This is a genomic window from Acinetobacter sp. UBA6571 (genome assembly GCF_002434085.1).
GTDB classification, from domain to species: domain Bacteria; phylum Pseudomonadota; class Gammaproteobacteria; order Pseudomonadales; family Moraxellaceae; genus Acinetobacter; species Acinetobacter radioresistens.
In genome coordinates this window covers 59,172-80,569 of record NZ_DJJJ01000001.1, presented here as the reverse complement: position 1 = coordinate 80,569, position 21,398 = coordinate 59,172, and the positions used below count along the sequence as shown (strand labels likewise).

26 protein-coding genes and 1 pseudogene are annotated in these 21,398 nt (G+C 41.7%); 23 read left to right on the top strand and 4 right to left on the bottom strand.

All coding sequences use genetic code 11. The features are described from left to right. The first annotated feature begins 14 nt into the window (after window positions 1–14). From B3X18_RS00495 to B3X18_RS00395, 21 genes are all read left to right on the top strand, one after another. Window positions 15–437, top strand: a complete 423-nt coding sequence (locus B3X18_RS00495) for an ExbD/TolR family protein (protein ID WP_005014717.1) — start codon at window positions 15–17, stop codon at window positions 435–437. Beyond that, complete coding sequence (msbA, locus tag B3X18_RS00490) at window positions 437–2,164, top strand: lipid A export permease/ATP-binding protein MsbA (protein ID WP_005014715.1); 1,728 nt, start codon at window positions 437–439, stop codon at window positions 2,162–2,164. The genes B3X18_RS00495 and msbA overlap by 1 nt, the downstream gene beginning before the upstream one ends. A gap of 3 nt (window positions 2,165–2,167) precedes the next feature. After that, entirely contained in the window at window positions 2,168–3,178 is a 1,011-nt protein-coding gene (lpxK, locus tag B3X18_RS00485; protein ID WP_005025563.1) for a tetraacyldisaccharide 4'-kinase, read from the top strand. 9 nt (window positions 3,179–3,187) lie between these two features. After that, window positions 3,188–3,949, top strand: a complete 762-nt coding sequence (kdsB, locus tag B3X18_RS00480; RefSeq protein ID WP_005025565.1) for a 3-deoxy-manno-octulosonate cytidylyltransferase — start codon at window positions 3,188–3,190, stop codon at window positions 3,947–3,949. A 17-nt stretch (window positions 3,950–3,966) separates the two neighbouring features. Next, window positions 3,967–4,950 carry a DNA polymerase III subunit delta' C-terminal domain-containing protein gene (locus tag B3X18_RS00475; RefSeq protein ID WP_005405477.1) on the top strand — a complete coding sequence of 328 codons (984 nt, stop codon included), beginning with the start codon at window positions 3,967–3,969 and terminating at the stop codon, window positions 4,948–4,950. An 18-nt stretch (window positions 4,951–4,968) separates the two neighbouring features. After that, complete coding sequence (locus tag B3X18_RS00470) at window positions 4,969–5,310, top strand: PilZ domain-containing protein (protein WP_005014707.1); 342 nt, start codon at window positions 4,969–4,971, stop codon at window positions 5,308–5,310. A gap of 43 nt (window positions 5,311–5,353) precedes the next feature. Continuing rightward, window positions 5,354–6,127 carry a TatD family hydrolase gene (locus tag B3X18_RS00465; RefSeq protein WP_005025571.1) on the top strand — a complete coding sequence of 258 codons (774 nt, stop codon included), beginning with the start codon at window positions 5,354–5,356 and terminating at the stop codon, window positions 6,125–6,127. Between the two features lie 39 nt (window positions 6,128–6,166). Further along, window positions 6,167–6,775: a TetR/AcrR family transcriptional regulator gene (locus tag B3X18_RS00460; protein WP_005025573.1), complete on the top strand. Its 609-nt coding sequence runs from the start codon at window positions 6,167–6,169 to the stop codon at window positions 6,773–6,775. A gap of 14 nt (window positions 6,776–6,789) precedes the next feature. Then, window positions 6,790–7,353: a prepilin-type N-terminal cleavage/methylation domain-containing protein gene (locus B3X18_RS00455; RefSeq protein ID WP_005025574.1), complete on the top strand. Its 564-nt coding sequence runs from the start codon at window positions 6,790–6,792 to the stop codon at window positions 7,351–7,353. Further along, window positions 7,343–7,729, top strand: a complete 387-nt coding sequence (gene gspI / locus B3X18_RS00450) for a type II secretion system minor pseudopilin GspI (RefSeq protein ID WP_005025576.1) — start codon at window positions 7,343–7,345, stop codon at window positions 7,727–7,729. Before B3X18_RS00455 ends, gspI begins: the two co-directional genes overlap by 11 nt. Further along, the gene (gspJ, locus tag B3X18_RS00445) at window positions 7,726–8,361 is read left to right on the top strand and encodes a type II secretion system minor pseudopilin GspJ (protein ID WP_005025578.1); all 636 of its coding nucleotides are present in this window, start codon (window positions 7,726–7,728) and stop codon (window positions 8,359–8,361) included. Before gspI ends, gspJ begins: the two co-directional genes overlap by 4 nt. Window positions 8,362–8,383: 22 nt before the next feature. Further along, complete coding sequence (gene gspK, locus B3X18_RS00440) at window positions 8,384–9,328, top strand: type II secretion system minor pseudopilin GspK (RefSeq protein ID WP_005025579.1); 945 nt, start codon at window positions 8,384–8,386, stop codon at window positions 9,326–9,328. A gap of 96 nt (window positions 9,329–9,424) precedes the next feature. After that, on the top strand, window positions 9,425–10,021 hold the full coding sequence (locus tag B3X18_RS00435; protein WP_005025581.1) for a 6-pyruvoyl trahydropterin synthase family protein: 597 nt from the start codon (window positions 9,425–9,427) through the stop codon (window positions 10,019–10,021). Between the two features lie 44 nt (window positions 10,022–10,065). Continuing rightward, window positions 10,066–10,779, top strand: coding sequence for a uracil-DNA glycosylase (ung, locus tag B3X18_RS00430; protein WP_005025584.1), 714 nt, complete (start codon window positions 10,066–10,068; stop codon window positions 10,777–10,779). Continuing rightward, window positions 10,776–11,900, top strand: coding sequence for an enoyl-CoA hydratase/isomerase family protein (locus B3X18_RS00425; RefSeq protein ID WP_005014691.1), 1,125 nt, complete (start codon window positions 10,776–10,778; stop codon window positions 11,898–11,900). The genes ung and B3X18_RS00425 overlap by 4 nt, the downstream gene beginning before the upstream one ends. A 3-nt stretch (window positions 11,901–11,903) precedes the next feature. Further along, complete coding sequence (tadA, locus tag B3X18_RS00420; protein WP_005014690.1) at window positions 11,904–12,395, top strand: tRNA adenosine(34) deaminase TadA; 492 nt, start codon at window positions 11,904–11,906, stop codon at window positions 12,393–12,395. Window positions 12,396–12,477: 82 nt separating this feature from the next. Next, the gene (locus tag B3X18_RS00415) at window positions 12,478–12,912 is read left to right on the top strand and encodes an SRPBCC family protein (protein WP_005014689.1); all 435 of its coding nucleotides are present in this window, start codon (window positions 12,478–12,480) and stop codon (window positions 12,910–12,912) included. Between the two features lie 10 nt (window positions 12,913–12,922). Further along, entirely contained in the window at window positions 12,923–13,606 is a 684-nt protein-coding gene (cmk, locus tag B3X18_RS00410) for a (d)CMP kinase (RefSeq protein WP_005014688.1), read from the top strand. Window positions 13,607–13,711: 105 nt separating this feature from the next. Next, entirely contained in the window at window positions 13,712–15,385 is a 1,674-nt protein-coding gene (rpsA, locus tag B3X18_RS00405; protein WP_005014687.1) for a 30S ribosomal protein S1, read from the top strand. 156 nt (window positions 15,386–15,541) lie between these two features. Then, entirely contained in the window at window positions 15,542–15,847 is a 306-nt protein-coding gene (locus tag B3X18_RS00400; RefSeq protein ID WP_005014686.1) for an integration host factor subunit beta, read from the top strand. Window positions 15,848–15,868: 21 nt separating this feature from the next. Further along, window positions 15,869–16,234: a lipopolysaccharide assembly protein LapA domain-containing protein gene (locus B3X18_RS00395; RefSeq protein WP_034670049.1), complete on the top strand. Its 366-nt coding sequence runs from the start codon at window positions 15,869–15,871 to the stop codon at window positions 16,232–16,234. A gap of 84 nt (window positions 16,235–16,318) precedes the next feature. Here B3X18_RS00395 and B3X18_RS00390 read toward each other — a convergent pair. Both B3X18_RS00390 and B3X18_RS00385 read right to left on the bottom strand, forming a co-directional pair. Beyond that, window positions 16,319–16,645, bottom strand: a pseudogene (locus B3X18_RS00390) (AzlD domain-containing protein). Then, entirely contained in the window at window positions 16,642–17,298 is a 657-nt protein-coding gene (locus tag B3X18_RS00385; RefSeq protein WP_034670048.1) for an AzlC family ABC transporter permease, read from the bottom strand. The pseudogene B3X18_RS00390 and the gene B3X18_RS00385 overlap by 4 nt, the downstream one beginning before the upstream one ends. Before the next feature lie 90 nt (window positions 17,299–17,388). Between B3X18_RS00385 and B3X18_RS00380 the strand changes: the two genes are divergently transcribed. Then, window positions 17,389–17,937, top strand: a complete 549-nt coding sequence (locus tag B3X18_RS00380) for a helix-turn-helix domain-containing protein (RefSeq protein WP_034670047.1) — start codon at window positions 17,389–17,391, stop codon at window positions 17,935–17,937. Window positions 17,938–18,050: 113 nt separating this feature from the next. Beyond that, entirely contained in the window at window positions 18,051–18,731 is a 681-nt protein-coding gene (pyrF, locus tag B3X18_RS00375; protein WP_005025601.1) for an orotidine-5'-phosphate decarboxylase, read from the top strand. 124 nt (window positions 18,732–18,855) lie between these two features. Here the strand turns inward: pyrF and B3X18_RS00370 are convergent, their stop codons facing one another. Beyond that, window positions 18,856–19,764 (bottom strand): lysine exporter LysO family protein, encoded by a 909-nt coding sequence (locus B3X18_RS00370; RefSeq protein ID WP_005014679.1) that lies wholly within the window; start codon window positions 19,762–19,764, stop codon window positions 18,856–18,858. Between the two features lie 47 nt (window positions 19,765–19,811). Continuing rightward, a complete protein-coding gene (locus tag B3X18_RS00365) occupies window positions 19,812–21,323 on the bottom strand; it encodes a flavin-containing monooxygenase (protein ID WP_034670045.1) in 1,512 nt (503 codons plus the stop codon). Window positions 21,324–21,398: the final 75 nt, after the last annotated feature.

Sequence of the window (21,398 nt, the reverse complement as noted above, 5' to 3'; positions counted from 1 at the left end):
ACAGGTCAAATGTCATGAAATTCAAGCGCTCTCAAGTGGAAGATATCCAGATTAACCTGACTCCCATGATCGACTGCCTACTATTTATTCTGGTATTTCTGCTTTTGTCTACGACATTTAATCAGCAAAGCCGTCTTAACCTGACCCTGCCAGATGCACAGGGTGTTCCACCAAAACAATACGATCAAAAAATCGAGGTTATGGTAGACTCTTCCGGCCATTACGCAGTCAATGGACAAGCTTTGTCCAGTAAAGAAGTGGCTGATTTAAGCGCAGCAATCAAGCAGGTTGCTGAAGACCGGCGTGATTTGATGTTTATTATTGCGGCTGATGCCAAGGCCACCCATCAGGATGTAATCCGTGTGATGGATACGGCCGGACAGCTGGGCTTTGTAAATGTCAATATTAGTACCAAGCTCCCTACCCGAGGTTATTAGTGAAGCAAGATTTTAAAGTTTATGCGCGTCTCCTGTCTTATTTAAAGCCTTACTGGGGGGCAGCTTTACTTGTACTCGTCGGTTTTGGTATTAATGCTTCTACAGAGGTATCAGTTGCCAAGCTGCTTGAATATATCATTAATGCCATTCAGCACCAAAACCAGCAGAATTTAAACTGGTTTCCATTTCTGGTTATTATCTTGATTTTTTTCCGTGGATTGGGGCTATTTATTGGCGGCTACTATACAGCCGTCATCTCACGTAGTCTGATTTTTCAGATCCGGCAAGAGGTGTTTGCCAAACTATTGCGTTTACCTGCCCAGTATTATCTGGACAATAACAGTGGCCAGATTACTGCCAAAATCATGTATAACGTGGAGCAACTTACAGCTGCTTCTTCTGAATCTTTAAAAACACTGGTTCAGTACGGTTTTATTACATTAGGCCTAATTGGTTATCTATTATATACCAACTGGCGTTTAACTATCTGTATCTTGATTTTCGCACCGCTGATTGGACTATTGATCCGCAAAGCGGCTAAACGGATGCGCAAGCTTTCCGTGCAGGTGCAAAATACTATGGGTGATATTAACCATGTTGTACAGGAAAGTGTAAATGGCAATGCAGTCGTAAAAGGGTTTGGTGGAGAGACCTTTGAGCAGGAGCGTTTTTATCATCATTCTAATGAAAACCTGAAACGTGGCCTGAAAATGGTCATTGTACAGCAGATGAATAGCCCAATTGTTCAGCTGATCATGGCAATTGCAATGAGTATTATCATCTGGATTGCTTTGCGCCCACAGGTTCTGGGTAATACTTCAGCAGGCGAGTTTGTCGCTTATATTACAGCTGCCGGATTACTGGCTAAGCCGATCAAGTCTCTAACAGATATTAATGAAAAGTTGCAGCGGGGGATGGCTGCTGCCTATTCAGTATTTGAATTACTGGATATGCCTGAAGAAAAAAATACAGGTGATTTAAAACCTGTACTAAAAGGCAATATTGAATTTAATCAGGTAAACCTGACTTATAGTGATGGCTCACAGGCTATTTATGATTTTAGTCTTAATGTAAAAGCTGGTGAGACAGTAGCATTGGTTGGACGTTCTGGTGCAGGTAAAAGTTCTCTGGTGAATTTGCTGGTACGTTTTCAGGAAATCAGTTCCGGAAAAATTTTACTAGATGGCTTCGATATTCAAAAAATCGAACTGACAGCCTTGCGTTCTCAAATCGCAATGGTAAACCAGCAGGTCGTACTATTTAATCGTAGCGTGCGAGACAACATCGCTTACGGTCAGCTACAAGGGGCAAGTGAGGCTGAGATCATTGCAGCTGCAAAAGCAGCCTATGCCCATGATTTTATTATGAGTTTGCCGCAAGGTTATGACACCATTCTAGGTGCACAGGGACTTAATCTTTCAGGTGGTCAGCGTCAACGTATTGCAATTGCCCGTGCTATTTTGAAAAATGCCCCAATTCTGATTCTGGATGAGGCTACCAGTGCACTCGACAATGAGTCTGAGCATTTCATTCAAAAAGCCTTTGATAAGGCTATGCAGGAACGGACCACTATTGTTATTGCACACCGTTTATCTACTATTGAGAATGCAGACCGGATTGTGGTTATGGATAAAGGCCGTATTGTCGAGCAGGGTAACCATCAGGAACTGATGCAAAAGCATGGCGCGTATTATCAGTTGCATCAGCGTAATTTTGAGGAAAACTGATCCATGTCAATGGCCCGGTTGATTCAAGATGCGTGGAATAAGCAGGCTGCTTGGCTGATTATTTTAAGACCATTGGCATGCTTGTATCGTGGAGGATTTTTGATAAACCGCTGGTTCTATCAGGCAGGTTTAAAGAAAGTCTATCACTCACCTGTGCCGGTTATGGTTATTGGCAATATTACCGTGGGCGGTAGTGGAAAGACACCACTGCTGATTCATCTGGTTAAATATTTGCAGAGTAAGCAGGTGCGAGTGGGGGTGATCAGCCGCGGATATGGAGGCAAAGGACCATTTCCAGCACAGGTTTCTGTTCACTCCACACCTGAGCAGGTTGGTGATGAACCTTGCCTGATTGTACAGTCGACCGGTATACCAATGGCAGTAGGCAGCAACCGGCAAGCTAATATTGAACTGTTATTGCAACATCATTCGCTTGATCTGATCATTAGTGATGACGGGCTGCAGCATTGGGCATTGGGCCGGCAAATTGAGTGGATTGTACTGGATAATAACCGTGGCCTGGGCAATGAAAAACTCCTGCCAGAAGGCTACTTACGCGAACCGAAGAGTCGTCTGCAGAAAGCTACTGTAATTGAACATGCTCAGCATCCTCAGTCTGTATTTAATATGCATCTTGAGCCTGGGCAGCCTTATTTGCTTAATCCTGATGCAGGAAAAGAGCAGAGATTTGATGCCACTCTGGAATTTCATGCAGTTGTAGGTATCGGTTTTCCTGAGCGCTTTTATCAGACGCTCGCTTCACTGGGCATTAATCGGATTTATCATCATGCCTACGCAGATCATCATGATTACCAGCTTAAAGATCTGGAATTTGGTGACTTGAAACCGCTGATTACTACTGAAAAAGATGCAGTAAAAATCCGCCAACTTCTAAAGAGTGTTCCAGAATTTAAAAGGCAGATTTGGGTCGTGCCGGTCGATGCGATATTATCTTCTGCTTGTTATGCACTGCTGGAACAACAGCTTGGTCAATATGATATACAGATTTCTTAAGGTCTTTTTATGAAACACATCGTCATCCCTGCACGTTATGCAAGTTCACGTCTGCCAGGTAAACCGCTTCTGGAAATTCATGGACGTCCAATGATTTTACGTGTGGTAGATCAGGCCCGTAAAGTTCAGGGGTTCGATGATTTGTGTGTGGCAACTGATGATGAGCGTATTGCAGAGGTGTGTCGGGACGAAAATGTGGATGTGGTGTTAACCCGTGCAGATCATCCATCAGGTACGGACCGCTTGAGTGAAGTTGCACGGATTAAGGGTTGGGGAAGTGATGATATTATTGTTAATATTCAGGGTGATGAACCTTTATTGCCAGCTCAACTGGTACAACAGGTTGCACAGCTATTAATAGATCAGCCCCAATGTTCAATGTCGACTTTATGTGAGCCGATTCATGAGCTTGATGAGTTTCAGCGTGACAGTATAGTTAAAGTGGTAAAAAGCCTTCATGGAGAGGCTTTGTATTTTAGTCGAGCCACTATTCCTTATGATCGTGATGCTGCCCGGCAGACTATACCGCAGTTACATACGCAGGCTTTTCGTCATCTGGGGCTTTATGCGTATCGTGTGAGCCTGCTGCAGGCTTATGTAGGTTGGGATATGGGACTGCTTGAAAAACTGGAAAGTCTAGAGCAGCTGCGTGTACTGGAAAATGGCCATCGTATTGCAATTGCTGTTGCTATGGCTAACTTGCCACCGGGTGTAGATACTCAAGCTGATCTTGACCGGCTAAATGCATTGGATATTTCCTATTTTGAATAAATGCTGGAACAAATAATATGGAAAATGTTCTTGAGCAATCCCGGGTTTATCCCTGGCAGCAGCCAGTATGGGAAACACTGACGCAGCGTTTTCCTGACATCGGTCATGGGCTACTGTTTTACGGCAAATCTGGCTGTGGTAAAGAAACTTTTAGCCGGCATTTTCTCGCCTGGATACTTTGCCAGAATAAACAAGCTCAAGGACCGTGTGGGGAATGTAGTAGTTGCCAGTGGTTAAAATCAGATACACATCCCAACTATGTACATATTTCGACCGATGAAGAAAATAAAAAACAGAATGCTAAAATTCGCATTGAAAAAATACGTGATTTACAGCCTTTCGTACAGCAAACCGGTGAGGGCTGGCGCGTTATAATGATTGAGCCAGCTGAAGCACTCAATATTGCTGCGGCAAATGCATTGCTTAAAACTTTGGAAGAACCGGGGGAGCGCATTGTCATTATTTTACTGGCTGATCATTATTTAAAGTTACCGGCAACTATTCGCAGTCGACTGCAGCACTATGCACTGGATCGAATCAGTACTGAACAGGCAGAACAGTATATCCGTCCCAACTTGTCTGACCTGAACCAGCAAAATTTGCAGCTTTTAATGAATCTATCCAGTGATATGCCTTTAAAGGCATTAGAGTTGGCTGATTCTGCATGGTTGCCGAAGCGCCAGGAATTTCTTAAAGATTGGGAAAAACTGGTAGCTCAAAAAAATATGCCGGTATTCTTTGCATCAAAATGGCATAAAGAGCTGACATTTCCTGAATTTATCACTATGTTTGAATACTTGTTGTGTGATCTGATTTGTGTCAAGCTAAATCAAAACCTGAAGAATGTTGATCTTAACCTGAAGCCAGTTGCTGAACATTATTCGCTTGATGTTTTATTCGAAATCTATTCAGATTTGCAAAAATCCAAGCAGCTTACTGAGCAGAATGTACAGGTTAACTTGGTTCTGGATCAACTGTTCATCAGGCTGATGAATGTTTAAGACTTAAGGGGAAAGTCGATGCAACCACGTATGGGTGGTATTATTCAGGTGAATATACCTGACCGGGCAACCTTGCAGGCCAGTTATATGGGTTTTGTTCAGGGTGGTGGTCTGTTTATTCCATCACAACAGCCAGTAAAAATGGGTGAAGAGGTTTTTGTGCTAGCTACTTTGCCTGGACAAGCTCAGAAAGTACCCTTGACTGGCAAAGTCATCTGGATTTCCCGCAAACAGAATGGAATTCGACCTCAAGGTTTCGGAATTCAGCTAAGTGGCGAGAAAGGAATTTATTATAGAAGTGAAGCTGAAAAGCTGCTTGCCGGTAGCCTGACTTCAGATCGTCCGGGTTATACCGTCTAAAACTGTCGATTTTTAAGCTCACTGGTTGTTATAGGAAAAAATTGTGTTTGTAGATACTCATTGTCATTTAACCCTGCTGGACCTGTCGCCTTATGATGGTGATATTGATCTGGCCATTCAGGCGGCAAAAGATGTAGGGGTATCAAAAATGATGAGTATCTCGGTAAATCTGGATGACCACATTGAGCTTTCGCGAATTGCCATCCGTCATCCTGAGTTGGGCTATAGTGTAGGTGTGCATCCTTGTGAAGATGCCACAGTCATGGCGCGTGCTACGACTGAATATCTGGTTGAGCTAGCACAGGCAGAAAAAGCGTGGGCGCTTGGTGAAACCGGTCTCGACTATTTTCACAGTACGGATTTTATTGCTGAACAAAAAGAATGTTTCGCCCGTCATATTCAGGCTTCAAAAATAGTAAAAAAGCCAGTAGTTGTACATACTCGCTCGGCCAAGCAGGATACGGTTGATATTATTCGTGCCGAAGGTTCTGAACATGGAATTCTGCACTGTTTTACAGAAGATTGGGAAACTGCCAAGGCAGTCCTGGATTGTGGTTACTATATTTCTTTCTCGGGTATTGTATCCTTTAAAAATGCTCAGGACTTGCGAGATGTTGCCAAACAGGTCCCCCTTGACCGTATTTTGATTGAAACGGATAGCCCGTATCTGGCACCAGTACCTTATCGAGGTAAATCTAATGAACCAAAATATGTTCCATATGTAGCCAAAGCCTTAAGTGATGTATATGATAAACCGCTTGAGGAGATTGCTTTCATAACAACACAAAATTTTGAAAACCTCCTTAATTCAAAGTAAATACGCATTGAAAAGCAAAAAGAGAGTAATCGGGTGAAGATGGATCGTCAGGCCCAGTTTCGGGCAAGAGAAGCATTAATATTTCAAGTGGCAGAGCAACTCCTGTTAGAAAATGGTGAGTCAGGCATGACACTTGATGCACTGGCGGCAGAACTCGATTTAGCCAAGGGTACTCTATACAAGCATTTTCAAAGTAAGGATGAGCTGTATATTCTGCTCATTATTCGCAATGAGCGGATGTTGCTGGAAATGATTCAGGATACCGAAAAATCTTTTCCTGAACACTTGGCTTTTTTCATGTTGCATCATCTGCATCATCCGGAACGTACCGTACTTTTTCATCAGATTGAAGAGCGGCTTTCGATTACCGGACAGGGAATCCACCATCTTTTTAGTGAGCTTTATCAGGTCCGTAAACAGCGAATGCGTATTATTATACGCATGACCGAAAACTATTTGGAATCCATCGGCAGTATCATGACAGTGCGTGACTATCTCGCTTCGATCTGGTCACTAACACATGGCGCGGCAGCAATTTTAAATTCAAGTTTTTATCAGCGTTATCTGGGGTCGCGTGATACTTTAAGAGTGGCCTATATTGATCAGGCTTTGGCACTGCCCAAGCAGGTTAATGAACAATATGCCTGATATGGAATAATCTAATGATCCGTTCATCTTCATCTGCTCATTATGGTTTTACCTTAATCGAACTGATGGTGGTCATTGTGATCATTGGTATTATGGCATCTCTTGTTGTAATGAATTTGAATGGTATTGATCAGCGTAAAGCAATGCAGGCTAGGGAAGTTTTTTTACTGGACCTGCAGAAAATCAACCGCGAAGCCAATGACCAGGCACGTATACTCGCACTTGAAACGCGCTCAGCTACTGATGTAAATACTTTTGTTTATAACTTGCTCGAATATCAAGCTACGGCTGATATGAAAACTACTACTGGGTTTTTAGCTCCTGCACCAGAAAAATGGCAGAAATATAGTGAGTTTCCTTCTCGACATTTGCCCCCAAATGTCAGCTTTAGTATTCAGCCTCTCGATCATGATTTTCAAAATGCCAGTAATGAAGAGTTATTAGGAAGCCGGGCACCTAAACTGATCTGGCTGGGAAATGGAGAAGTGCGACCTGTACGCATCCAGTTCTATCTGGAGCAAAGGCCGGTAGGTCATGAAATCGAAATTGATTATTTAGGTAAAATTAGTGAAACCTAAAGGCTTTACATTACTTGAAGTTATGGTTGCGCTAGCAATTTTTGCGACAGCAGCAGTTGCCCTGACAAAAGTAGCCATGCAATATACACAAGCCACCTCAAATGCAATTTTAAGGACAAAAGCGCAATTTGTAGGTATGAATGAAATTGCTCTCATGGAAATGAATCAGGCGTGGTTACAGGGAACAGAGTCTAAACAGGTAACATCTCAAGGTGAAACCTGGCAAATTGACAAACAGGCAGCTTCCACCATCAGTCCAAATGTACAGCGTATTGAAGTACAAATTAGTCTGTTTAATACAGAGCAGGGTAAGGTTGAAAATGGAATTGCGACCTTGGTGTTTTTTAATCATCCACTCAAAGAAAATACTTCATGAAATATAAATGGGGTTTTACTCTTGTGGAGCTGTTGGTCGCAATTGCGATTTTTGCAGCACTCTCTGCGCTGGGTTGGAAGGTTTTTGATTATCTGATCAAAGTAAAAGAACGAAATAGTATACATGAGCAAAATCTTGCCCGGTTACAGGAAGCTTATCAGCAAATCTTACGTGACAGCCTGCAACTGATTCCATTAACTGCAAATAATGGAGGAGAGTTGCGTCCTGCACTTGAATTAAACGATCAGCATTTTATTTTTAGTAAAGCTGGTGTAACTGATCCTTTGGGCCAAGGGCTGGGGCCTTATGAGCGGATCGAATATCAATACAGTAGTGCAGATCAGAAACTGTACCGGTTAAAATATCAAAACCTGAATACTTCAACTGCTATTCAGCCCCAGTCAAGTGTGCTTCTTGATCAGGTCGAGCAATACCGGATTAGCGTCTTAAATCCGGCTGAACTGAACAGATGGCCTGAAGGCGTATTAGATCCTGCTTCCCAATCAGAACAGCTTAAAATTCTACCGCGCGGTTTTAAAATCAATCTGACCATAAATGGAACTGAATACGAATGGATTTACAGCCTTTTAAATACAGATGATTTAAAAGAAAAAACAATAAATCCATCTTAAAAGTAAAAAACTGGGGATTACTATGCGGCAGCAACAGGGTATAGCACTTATTACTATTCTGATGATGGTTGCCTTGGCAACCATTCTGGCTGCCACTATTGCCAAGCGGCAAAGTCAGACAGCAGATAACACCGCTTACCTGATGCGACAGGACCAATCTTTACTCTATGCAAAAAGTGCTGAAGCATTTTTCTCTGAAATCCTGCAACAAGACAAAGAAAATGCTGGAGATATTGATCATTTACAGGAAATTTGGGCACAGCCTATGCCCGCCTTTCCCGTAGAAGACGGTTATATTTCAGGTCGTTTAAAAGATGAAAGCGGAAAGTTTAATTTAAATAATTTGGTTAAGGTAGATGGTACGGTTAATCCGGATGCTCAGGCCTGGTTTGAGCGCTTGCTGGTCCGTGTTGGTCTGCCTGCCGAACTAAGCCAGGCAGTGATTGACTGGCAGGACCCTGACGATCTGACTATAGGTGCTATGGGCGCGGAAAGCAGTTATTATCAAGGTTTGAATCAACCTCATCTTACTCCCAATACCCGGTTTTTTAGTATTGAAGAGCTGAAGCAGGTAAGAGGGTTCGAAGGAAAAAAATACCAATTGATAGCGCCTTATGTAAGTGCATTACCAGCAGAGACCAAAATTAATATCAATACAGCACCTGCTTTGGTTCTTGCCAGTATGGATGAGAAGCTTGATCTGAATGCTGTCACAGATGCTTTGCAGCGTAAGCAAAGTAATATGGAATACTTTAATGCCACAGGCGATTTGTGGGGACTTGAGCCATTCGATCAGATAAGTGCTACCAACAAAGCACAAGTAAATCCATTGCTGGATATAAAGTCAGATTTTTTTAAAGCTGAAATTGAAGTACGGCTCTCAGAACGTAAACGGCAGTTCACAACATACTTTAAACGCGATGAAAACCAGATCTATGTATATTTTCGAAGTCTTGCCCCATTTTAGACTGCATGAATTGTGAGCAGTTATAAAAATAGCTGCGAACTACTTTACTTTTGCTTTATAATTAAAAATATTTGCAGTCAATTACCTATTCGGCGCATGTTAATTCGTAAGTTATTTAAGTTTGAAAACGCTCATATCGTGCGAAATTGCACTTCGGATCGCTGTAAGCGTTCAATTCATGGCCATAGCTACAAGGTTGAGTTGTTACTCAAGGCTAACCGGTTGGATCATGGACAGATGGTCTACGACTTCGGCCTGTTGAAAGGGGTGATTAAAGATCTTTTCGACAGTTTTGACCATGCCATCTGTTTTTGGCAAAATGATGACCAGGAATATATTGCAGCGTGCAAAAAATTTAGTGCGCGCTGGATAGCTCTGCCTGTTTCACCCTCTGCTGAACAGTTTTCGCGCATTTTCTTCTTTCTAGCCCAGCAGGTTCTAAATTCAACCGTTACCCAGAACGGGGAAGGTGATGTTGAGGTTTACTCGGTAATTGTGCATGAAACAGATACAGGTTATGCACAGAGTTTTCAGGAAGATATAGAAAATAGGCAAATGGGTTTATTACAGCTTGAACAGATCGAATTTTCTGAACAGGTTCAGCAAGAATGGGCCGATCCGACCATGTATGAAAGATTGAAACAGGGTTTGAAATTTGAAAATCCTGGAGTTGAGCTGCAGGTCAAGCTTTAAAACTTCGGATATTTTATTTTGGATAAGACTTTAAGGAAAAAGGCATGCAGTTAACTGAGCAGCAAGATGAAAAATTGAGTAAGGTTCAGTTAGACGAAAGTTGGAAATATGCCTTGGCAGATTTTTTGCTGGGTGCCAAGATAGAACACTTGCGTAACTTCTTGCGAGAAGAAAAGAAAGCTCAAAAAACAATTTATCCCCCAAACCCGGAAATATTTAAGGCATTAAATATGACTCCACTTGACCAGGTGAAGGTCGTAATTTTGGGGCAGGATCCTTATCATGGGCCTAATCAGGCCAACGGGTTGAGCTTTTCTGTACATCGTGGTGTAGGTTTACCGCCATCATTACGTAATATTTTTCATGAACTGCATACTGATCTGGGTGTGCCTGAGCCTCACCATGGTGATCTGACCAAATGGGCAAAGCAAGGTGTATTACTGCTAAATAGCGTATTGACTGTTGAGGCAGGTCAGCCAACTTCTCATCAAAAGCAGGGCTGGGAAGATTTTACCGATTATGTGATTGATGTGGTAAATGAACAGCGGGAACATGTTGTCTTTATTTTATGGGGTGCATATGCACAGCGTAAAGGACAGCGAATTAATCAAGACAGACATTTGGTCTTGAAAGCTGCTCACCCTTCTCCTTTGGCAGCCAACCGTGGTGGTTTCTTCGGTTGTAAAGTATTCTCCAAAACAAATAATTATTTAACACAACATGGCATTGAGCCTATAGACTGGCAGCTGGACGCATGACAAATTCTCCCTTACTAAATTCTTATCATCCTGACTTGGTCGTTGAAGCTGCCGATAATGGCTGGCGTATAGTACGTTTAAATCGTCCGAAATCCTTGCATGCTCTGGATGAATCTATCGTTTCTGCATTACTGAAGGCTTTTGAAGATTTTCAGCATGATGATCAGGTCAAGGCTATCTGGTTAGATTCAACAACACCAAAAGCCTTTTGTGCAGGTGGAGATGTTCGTAAACTACGTCAATTAGTCATTAATCATGAAGTAGATACAGCGAACCGGTTTTTTGAACAGGAATACGCACTGGATTTACTCATTCATAATTATGCCAAACCAATTCTGGTCTGGGGAGAAGGTTATGTTATGGGAGGTGGGCTGGGCTTGTTTATGGCAGCACCGTTCCGGCTGGTCACTCCCTATTCGCGGTTAGCTATGCCTGAGATTAATATTGGTTTATATCCTGATGTCGGTGCAAGCCGTTTCTTGGCAGATCGGGGTCCGATAGGTTTATTTACCGGTCTGACGGGTTCAATTATGACCTCTGCTGGCGCTTATGGCATCGGTTGGGCAACCCATATCTGTGATGCACAGCGTGATGTAGTATTACAAAAAGTCATCAGTATTGATTGGAATCATTATCCTGCGGGAAGTTTCCGTGCGATTGATGATACCTTAAACAGCCTGCACCGACCGGTGGCCCCAGGCCCATTACAGAATTCACTTGATGTAATTCATAGTGTCTGCCGGGGTATAAATTTTGAACAGGACTATCAGGCTATTATTGGTTTAAGTGATGCTCGTAGTGACTGGTTGCGTCAGGCAAGCGAAAATCTGCAAAAGGGCTCGCCTGCCACAGCCGCACTTACTTGGCTGTTATGGCAATGGGGGCGTCAGGTTCATTCTTGGAACGAAGTATTTGAGCTTGAACTTCAAATTTCCAACTGGAAAATCCGCCATCCTGATTTTGTTGAAGGAGTACGTGCACGACTGGTGGATAAAGATTTGTCACCTGAGTGGAAACAAAGTGCCGATTTAAGTCTGCGCAGTATCTTGGGTGATCAACCACCAGTAACCACAAATGAAAGCTGGAACAGACTACTTAAACAATATCAGGTGATTGACTGATATATGCAGCAACATGAATTCGATGATCATTACTGGATGCAGCTTGCCTATGAGCAGGCTGCACTTGCAGCGTCAAAAGGGGAAGTTCCGGTAGGTGCGGTAATTGTAAGTAATAACCAGGTTATTGGTGTAGGACATAATCAGCCAATTTTCAAGCATGACCCAACAGCTCATGCAGAAATACAGGCCCTTCGAGAGGCTTGTCAATTGACACAAAATTATCGACTGCCAGATGATACTACTTTATATGTCACTCTTGAGCCTTGTACAATGTGTGTAGGAGCATTAATCCACGCACGGGTGCAGAGAGTGGTTTTTGGAGCGACTGAGCCTAAAGCCGGATCGCTCGTCAGTGCGCGCCGCTTATTAGAGAGTGGTTATTATAATCATCTATTTCAATTTGAATCAGGCTGTTTACAAGAACAGTGTTCACAACAGCTAAGTGATTTCTTTAGAATGCGACGTGAACAGAAGCGTCAGCAGAGTAAACCCTGAACTAATCTCCATAAAATAGATACCATCATGGTTTCAGAACTCTCCAAATTATCAATTTTCAATAAAAAACACAGGAAAGAAAATGGATTATATTGAAGTAAAAAAACAGTTTAATGCGCCTGTATCCCAAGTCTTTGAATTGCTCTCCAAGCATTCAACATATAATACAGCATTCGCACCTATACAGGTCGTGCGTAGTAAAGACTCAGCTGATCCGCAACGTCCGGACGGGGTCGGATCAGTTCGCCGTATGGGATATGGACCAGTCAAACCTCTGCAAGAAGAAATTACACTGCTTGAAGAAAATAAGCGTATTGAATATAAGATTATTAAAAATCCTTTAATCCGACATCATTTAGGCCGAATTGAGTTTGAAGAGCTGGCAGGAGATAAAACTTTAGTGCGCTACCGGATTGAATTGCAGGCAAAGGCACCGTTTGTCAGTAAATTAATACTTGCACAGCTTAAAGGCGCGATTACACTAGGTCTCTCAAAGTTAGCAAAATCAGTTTCTTGATGGAAAATTAATGACAGTTCAAATTATTACTATCGATGGTCCAAGTGGTTCAGGAAAGGGGACATTAGCAGCGAAGCTCGCCGAATATTATGGTTATCATTTACTTGATTCGGGAGCCTTATATCGACTTTTAGGGCTGTCATTACATAAACGTGACCTGTTTGAAGAATTGGAAAGCAACCTGGCTGTCTGTGCAGATATTGCTGCACAGTTGAATATACGCTTTAAAAGCACTGATCAGGGCACGAAAATCTATTTAGATGATGAAGATGTTACTCAGACTATTCGTACTGAACGGGTTGGAGAATATGCCTCAAAAGTAGCTGCTGTGCCAGAACTGCGCGCAGCCCTGTTTACACGGCAGCGTGATTTTGCACAGCAGCCTGGCCTGGTTGCAGATGGTAGGGATATGGCTACAACTATCTTTCCTGAAGCGCAGGCGAAAATCTATCTGACTGCATCTGCCGAGTCGCGTGCAGAGCGCCGCGTAAAACAGTTGCAGGGTATGGGGCTGGATGTTAAAATAAGCGACATTTTAGCTAATATACAGGCGCGCGACAAAAGAGATATGGAACGTGAAGTTGCTCCTCTTAAGCCTGCACCAGATGCTTATATTATTGATAGCTCAAATTTGAGCATAGATCAAGTGTTTAAGTTGATGGTCGACTATGTCGATGCCCGATTAGCGCATTAAAGAATATCAACAGAAGCATAGCTTGATCAGTTCTTATGGACTATGTGGATGTTTAACTAAACCGGCCTTGTCTGATCCAAGACCGTTGACTTTATCAGGTATATCATGACCGAATCTTTTGCAGCCCTCTTTGAAGAAAGCGAATTAAACCTTAACGTTGAAAAGGGTGCAGTCATCCAAGGTGTTGTAGTAAGCATCGATGCTGACTGGATTACTGTTGACACTGGCCTTAAATCTGAAGGCGTTGTTGACCGTGCTGAATTTTTAAATGACCAGCGTGAACTTGAAGTTCAAGTTGGTGATACTGTAGACGTTGTTGTTGAAGCTCTTGACAACGGTATGGGCCAAACAGTTTTATCACGTGAAAAAGCAAAACGTGCTGAAACTTGGACTAAACTTGAAAAAATCTTTGAAGACGGCGAAATCGTTACTGGTGTTATCTCTGGTAAAGTTAAAGGCGGTTTCACAGTTGATATCGGTCCAGTTCGTGCGTTCCTGCCGGGTTCTCTGGTAGACACTCGTCCGATCCGTGATACAACTCACCTTGAAGGCAAAGAGTTAGAATTTAAAGTAATCAAACTTGATGCTAAACGCAATAATGTTGTGGTATCTCGTCGTGCAGTAATGGAAGCTGAATCTTCAGCTGACCGTGAAGCTCTTCTTGCTCAGCTTGAAGAAGGTCAAACAGTTACTGGTACGATCAAAAATCTTACTGACTACGGCGCATTCGTTGACCTGGGCGGTATTGATGGTCTTCTACACATCACTGATATGGCTTGGAAACGCATCAAGCACCCATCAGAAGTGGTTGAAGTAGGGCAAGAAGTTACTGTTAAAGTGCTTAAGTTTGACCGTGAGCGTAACCGTGTATCTCTAGGCCTTAAACAGCTTGGTGAAGATCCATGGATGGCGATCATGAACCGTTATCCTAAAGGTTCTATCGTTAAAGCTCGTGTAACTAACCTGACTGACTACGGCTGTTTCGCTGAGATTGCTGAAGGCGTTGAAGGTTTGGTACACGTTTCAGAAATGGACCATACTAACAAGAACATCCACCCATCTAAAGTTGTTCAGATCGGTGACGAAGTTGACGTTATGGTTCTTGAAGTGGACGAAGAACGTCGTCGTATCTCTCTGGGTATTAAACAAACTCGTGCTAACCCATGGGAAGAGTTTGCTAAGAACCACGACAAAGGTGAAAAGGTTTCAGGTACAATCAAGTCAATTACTGACTTTGGTATCTTTATTGGTTTGCCAGGTGGTATTGATGGTCTGGTTCACCTGTCTGACATCTCTTGGAACGAACAGGGCGAAGAAGCAATCCGTCGTTACAAGAAAGGTGATACTGTTGAAGCCGTTATCCTGTCTGTAGATGCTGAAGGCAACCGTATCAGCCTAGGTATCAAGCAATTAAACAGCGATCCGTTCAATGATTTCCTTGCTGCTAACGAACGTGGTGCTTTGGTTAAAGGTACTGTAACTGCTGTTGATGCTCGTGGCGCAACTGTGAAGTTGGCTGACGAAGTTGAAGCTACTCTGAAAGCTTCTGAAATCAACCGTGATCGCGTTGAAGATGCAACTAAATTCCTTGAAGTTGGTCAGGAAGTTGAAGCGAAGATCATCAATGTTGATCGTAAATCTCGCTCTATCAACCTGTCTATCAAAGCGAAAGATGAAGCTGAAGAGAAAGAAGCTGTAGCTAACCTGCGTCAGACTTCAACTAATCAAGACAATGGTCCTAAGACGATTGGTGACTTGATCAAGGCTCAAATGAAGTAATATGTAAAAAAGGACATAGTAGTGTAACTACTTAGTACTTTTTATACAAATACTGTAAACGGTAGCGTAGTATTAGTATACTGCGCTACCGTTTTGTATTTAAACAGGTTATTATCTGCAAGAGTTAGAGTAGCTTGATAACTTAAGAGGTCATAGATGACTACTGAAGCACTTAATAAATCCGATTTAATAGAGCGAATTGCCCTGAAAAACCCGCATTTGGCTGAACCTCTTGTTGAAGAGGCCGTAAAAATCATGATTGATCAGATGATTGAAGCGCTGTCTACAGACAATCGTATTGAAATACGCGGATTCGGTAGTTTCGCATTGCACCATCGTGAACCACGTGTTGGCCGTAATCCTAAAACTGGTAAAGCGGTAGAAGTTGCAGCGAAAGCCGTACCACATTTTAAACCGGGTAAAGCACTCCGTGACGCAGTAAACGAATCTGCCAATAAATAAACTTAATCATGTGGGGTGTTTATGCGTTATCTCTTAGTCGCCTTATTAATTATTGTATTTGGTTATGCACTTGCACTTGTACTGCAAAATGGAACCGAACTTTCAGTTGACTTGTTATTTACACAAGTTCCAGCTATGCGTTTGGGACTTTTGCTATTATTGACCCTATGCTTGGGAATCATTGCAGGTTTGCTACTTGGTGTGCAAGTATTCCGCGTATTTCAACGCAATTGGGAGATTAAACGCCTTCGCCAAGACATTGAGCATTTACGTAAAGAACAGATTCATACTGCTCAGCTAGCAGCTGCCGAAGCCGCAGCAAGTGCCCGACATGAAAAAACAGTTTTAGATATTAATTCGGAAAGCCAGAATCGTACACCATTATAATTTTTCTAGTTTAACTCTTATAAAATCCAGCTGATTTTATAAGAACCTTAAAAGCTCTTTATTGGAATAAAGAGCTTTTTTTGTTTATGCAAAGCCTATATACCTCAACATACCTGTAACGGTCATTGCAATCATAATGACTATGATAAAAGAATACTTTTTCCATGCAAATACGACTGCAACTAAAACTCCGACTAATTTACTCATGCCACTAAAATGATCTTCAGTAAATAGTGTATTGAATAACGCTAAGCTAAACAGAAGCACACAAGCAGAGTCTGCAAAGAGCTATTGATGAGATTCTTTAAATGTAATGCGACTGGCTAAATAGAACCCAGAATAACGAATCAGATAGGTACCTAATGCAAGAATTATAATCGCTATAAATATATAACTTTCACTATATTTCATTTTGTTTTTCGTCCTATTATTAAACCAAACATAGACACCAAAACAGGAAGACCTGTTGGAAGTAAGGGAATAGAGGCCAAGGAAAGTGATGTACCCAGAAATACTCGATTTCGTGTGGTTTTATTCTTGAGCATTGGCAGGATTAAGGCAAAAAGAATGGCTGGGAATGCTGCATCAATACCAAAAATATAGATATCTGGAATATTTTTGCTAAGCAGATAACCGATAAATACACCAAGCGGCCAAAGCATGCTGATGCCTAAACCACACATCCAGTAGGCCCACTTTTTTGAATGAGTATTTTCTTGGCTGAGGCCGAACATGACACTCTCATCATTCATAATATGGCAAGCAAAAAATTGATAAGTATTTTTTTCAATATAAGTAGCAACTGATAGGCCAAAAGGGAAATGCCTTAAATTAATTAATATACCGGTCAATGCAGCAAAGATTGGATTGGCACCTGATGCAATCAAACCAATGAAGGTAAACTCTGCAGCGCCTGCCAATACAAATATAGATAAAGCTAGAGGAATCCATAAATGTATATGGAAACTGGCTGCAATCGACCCTAAAGAAATGCCTACAATACCGGTTGCCACCGAGATAAGTGTGATAGTTTTAATTAATTTGTTTCGCTCTTCATTGCACATCTTTTGTTTTCTATATCAAACGATCGTACGATATAATAGTTTAATTTTATATTGTTCGTCAAAACGAACATTTGTTTTTTATGGTGAATTATGACATTACCTATTGAGATGGTGGCTAAAGGACTACAAAGAGAAAGACAAAAAGCGGGATTGTCATTGACAGAGGTAGCCCGCCGCGCAGGTATTGCCAAATCAACCTTATCTCAACTGGAAGCTGCGCAAGGAAATCCAAGCTTGGAAACATTATGGGCTCTATGTGTGGCTCTAGATATTCCATTTGCAAAATTAATGGAGGCTAATACTGCACAAACACAGGTTATTCGTTTTGGCGAAGGCCCATCCGTCAGTTCTGAAATTGCTCATTATCAGGCAATATTACTGGCAAACTGTCCCACAGGTGCCAGACGAGACGTTTATATCCTTACTACACATCCAGACGAACCGCGTTGCAGTCAGCCACATTCAATCGGAAGTATAGAACATATTATTATTATGAAAGGTAAGGCTAAAGTAGGCTTAGTTTCAGAACCGATTGTGCTTAATGAAGGGGATTACATTTGTTATCCTGCCGATCAGGCTCATATTTTTGAGGCCTTAGAACATGATACGAGAGCTATTCTGATCTCTGAACAGAGATAAATATGTTTTAGAAAAGATAACCAGGCTTTTTTGCATTATCAATATATTCCTGCTTTGAGCATGGCATGAATCACTTTATAATTGGCCGATTTTTATAAGATGGAATTAAACTTGTGAGTATTATTGTTGCCTTAGATGCAAAAAGCCAATATGACGCCCTGAAAGTTGCAGATCAACTTGATCCATCACTATGTCGTGTCAAGGTAGGCAAAGAGCTTTTTACTCATGAAGGTCCATCAATTGTTAAAACCTTACAAAATAAAGGTTTTGAAGTTTTTCTTGATTTAAAATTTCATGATATCCCGAATACTACAGCTCAAGCAGTGTGTGCCGCCGCTGATCTTGGGGTCTGGATGGTAAATGTCCATGCTTCAGGTGGCCGTAAAATGATGGAAACCTGTGTAGAGCGATTAAGAGCAGGACAGTATCCTACCCAACTGATTGCAGTAACAGTACTAACCTCACAAACACGCGATGATTTGCGTGATATTGGTTTAGATGTTGAGCCTTTTGAGCAGGTTAAACGCTTGGCAAAGCTTACTCAGGAAAGTGGTCTGGATGGTGTCGTCTGTTCTGCCCAGGAAGCTCCACTATTACGTAAGGAACTAGGACAAGATTTTGCACTGGTTACTCCCGGTATCCGTCCTGCCGGTTCAAGTGCGGATGACCAAAAACGTATCGTGACTCCAAAACAGGCTGTGCTTGATGGTTCAACCCATTTAGTAATTGGACGTCCAATTACACAATCGACTGATCCTGCCGGAGCCTTAAAAGAAATTCTAGCCAGCTTATAATTGGGTAATCGTAAGTTTAACTACTGCAGACAAAGCTGATCACTAGTTTATCAGCTTTGTTTTTTGGCATAACCTTCTGAGGATTTAGATCAAGTACAAATAAATTCAAACTTATATTTTTGTTTTATAAAAATATAAAAAAGCTTATTAGTAGAGGTGCCAGTAAAGTTAAGATTAGGCCACTCATCATGGCATGAGGAACATAATGAGTCCCGCAAGACTGTTTGACCATGGCAAGTGTTACATCCATGGAAGTTGCTCCTGCACTAGAAATTGCCGAACGCGGAAAACGCCAACCGATACAATACATCAGTAAAATTGCAAAAACTTCCCGGAACAGATCAGTGAGCAGAGCAATACTGCCAAGCTGTGGAGAGTGAATCTGACTCAGCAGGATGCCAGACATTGAGTACCAGCCATAACCTTGAGCTAAGGCCAGAATTTCATTCGCTGTGTAACTCTGTAATAAAGGAATGCATAATAATGCAGCCAAGCCAGAACCAATAAAAGCCGCTAATGGAACAACCAAAATTTTCCAGCTTAACCAGGCACGGTCAAAATGGGTATGAGCCAGCTCCACACCAATTAGTAAAATAAAAACCAGTAATAGATACCAGCTGTTAAAAGAATATTCATTTCCAGATAATTTAATCAGCCAGCCAATGCCTGCACCCGCCATTAGAGCCAGCAGAGCATAACTGATATTCTTAATTGCCTTTAAAAACAGGTGTAAGGAAATTGAGCCTTTGACACTGCTACGGTCTAGCCATTGATAAGCAAATAAACAGACCAAGAAAGATCCTAATGAGGTCAGTAGAGCAATTAATAAGGCAGGTTTTAAAATATATAAAGGATGTTGTAACTGTTGTAGAGCTTGAAAAAGTTCAAGCGATACACTTATTAATAGCAGATAAGAAAAATACGGCAAGATTTTGAAAATAAGTTTTTGTACAGGAACAGGTAATTTTTTTGCGGATAAAAAGCCTAAACCCAAGGCTAAAAAAATTTGTAAAACCAGAATAAGAGAAGTCATGAATAAGCAGATGCAATCAACACCTGCTTATTATGTCAGGGAAAAATTTAAGCTGCACGGCTTATGGTGCTATTTCCTAAAAAATGATAATCCGCCGGATTTACCTTTCGGGTTTCTAGCCAGTATCGCCAAGTGTAAGTAGGCCATAGGGAAAAGTTTTTGCCGCCATTTTGCTGATACCAGCTAGTGCAGCCAGACTGCCAGACTGTACCTTTAAGCATGTCTTGGACTCGATGATTAAATTGATCCTGTACTTCAGCTTTAACAACGACTGCCTGAGTATGAGTTTTTTCAACCAGCTGAATCAATTGCAAGATATGCTCGATTTGAGATTCAATCATAAATAAAACGGAATTATGCGCCAAAACAGTATTTGGACCTAGTAACTGAAACAGATTCGGGAAACCTTTAGTACTTACCCCATAGTAGCTTTCGGCGCCATCTTCCCAAGCCTTTGCTAATGATTGATTATGCTGGCCAATGCATGGAAAATTCTTTAGGTAAACACGGGGATCAGTGATAAAACCTGTACCATAGATCAGGCAGTCAATTCCTCGGGTCTGACCATCCTGAGTAATAATGCTGTCTTCAGTAATCTCCCGAATCTTATCAGTTACAAGTTCAACATTGCTCCGGTTGAAGGTTGGATAATATTTATTTGATACCAAGATGCGTTTACAGCCCATAATATAATCAGGTGTAAGTTTCTTGGCGATAGTTTTATCTTTAACCTGGAATCGTATAAAAGCGCGGCCTAGTTTTTCTACATAGCGCATAGCAAATGGCTGTACAATTGGAATAACCCGTGATTCATTTGACCAGTACAGCCGGATCCGATGTAATTTCCTGAACCATTCCTGCTGAGCAAAAAGGTTTTTCTCCAACTGGCCATATTTGCGTTCGTCGCGTGGAATGACCCAAGCTGCACTACGCTGCATTACATAGAGCTGTTTCACCTGTGAGGCTATTTCTGGAATATATTGAATGGCGCTGCCGCCTGTACCAATTGATGCAACTGTTTTACCTATCAGATCGTATTCATGATCCCATTGTGATGAATGGAAAATTTTCCCATTAAATTTTTCGATACCTTTTATTTTAGGAATCTGCGGTATATGAAGCGGCCCGGAAGCAAAAATGACAAATTGGGCTTCTATATTCTCCTGCCTATCAATTTCAATATGCCATATATTTAACTGTTCATTATAAAAAGTTCCAGTGATTTCTGTATTGAATTGAATATATTGGCGCAGTTGATAGTTTTCAGTAAGATTTTGTATATATTCAAAAATTTCTGGTGCCTCGGCGTAACGCTTTGACCAGTCTGTTTTTGGCGCAAAAGACAGAGAATACATGTGTGACTGTACATCACAGGCAGCTCCCGGATAGCGGTTTTCGCGCCATGTGCCCCCTACATCTCCTGTTTTTTCAATAATAATAAAGTCATCAATGTTTTGCTGTAATAACCGAATTGCGGCGGCTAAACCACCAAATCCCGCACCAATAATTGCAACTTTTACTCTGCGTCCAGTTACAGGTTCTATATTATTTTTCTGCATTCTCTGCTAAGTCCGTTCTATTTTTATACAAATTATACAGCTTTGCTTATATTGGCCCATGATAGCAGCAACATA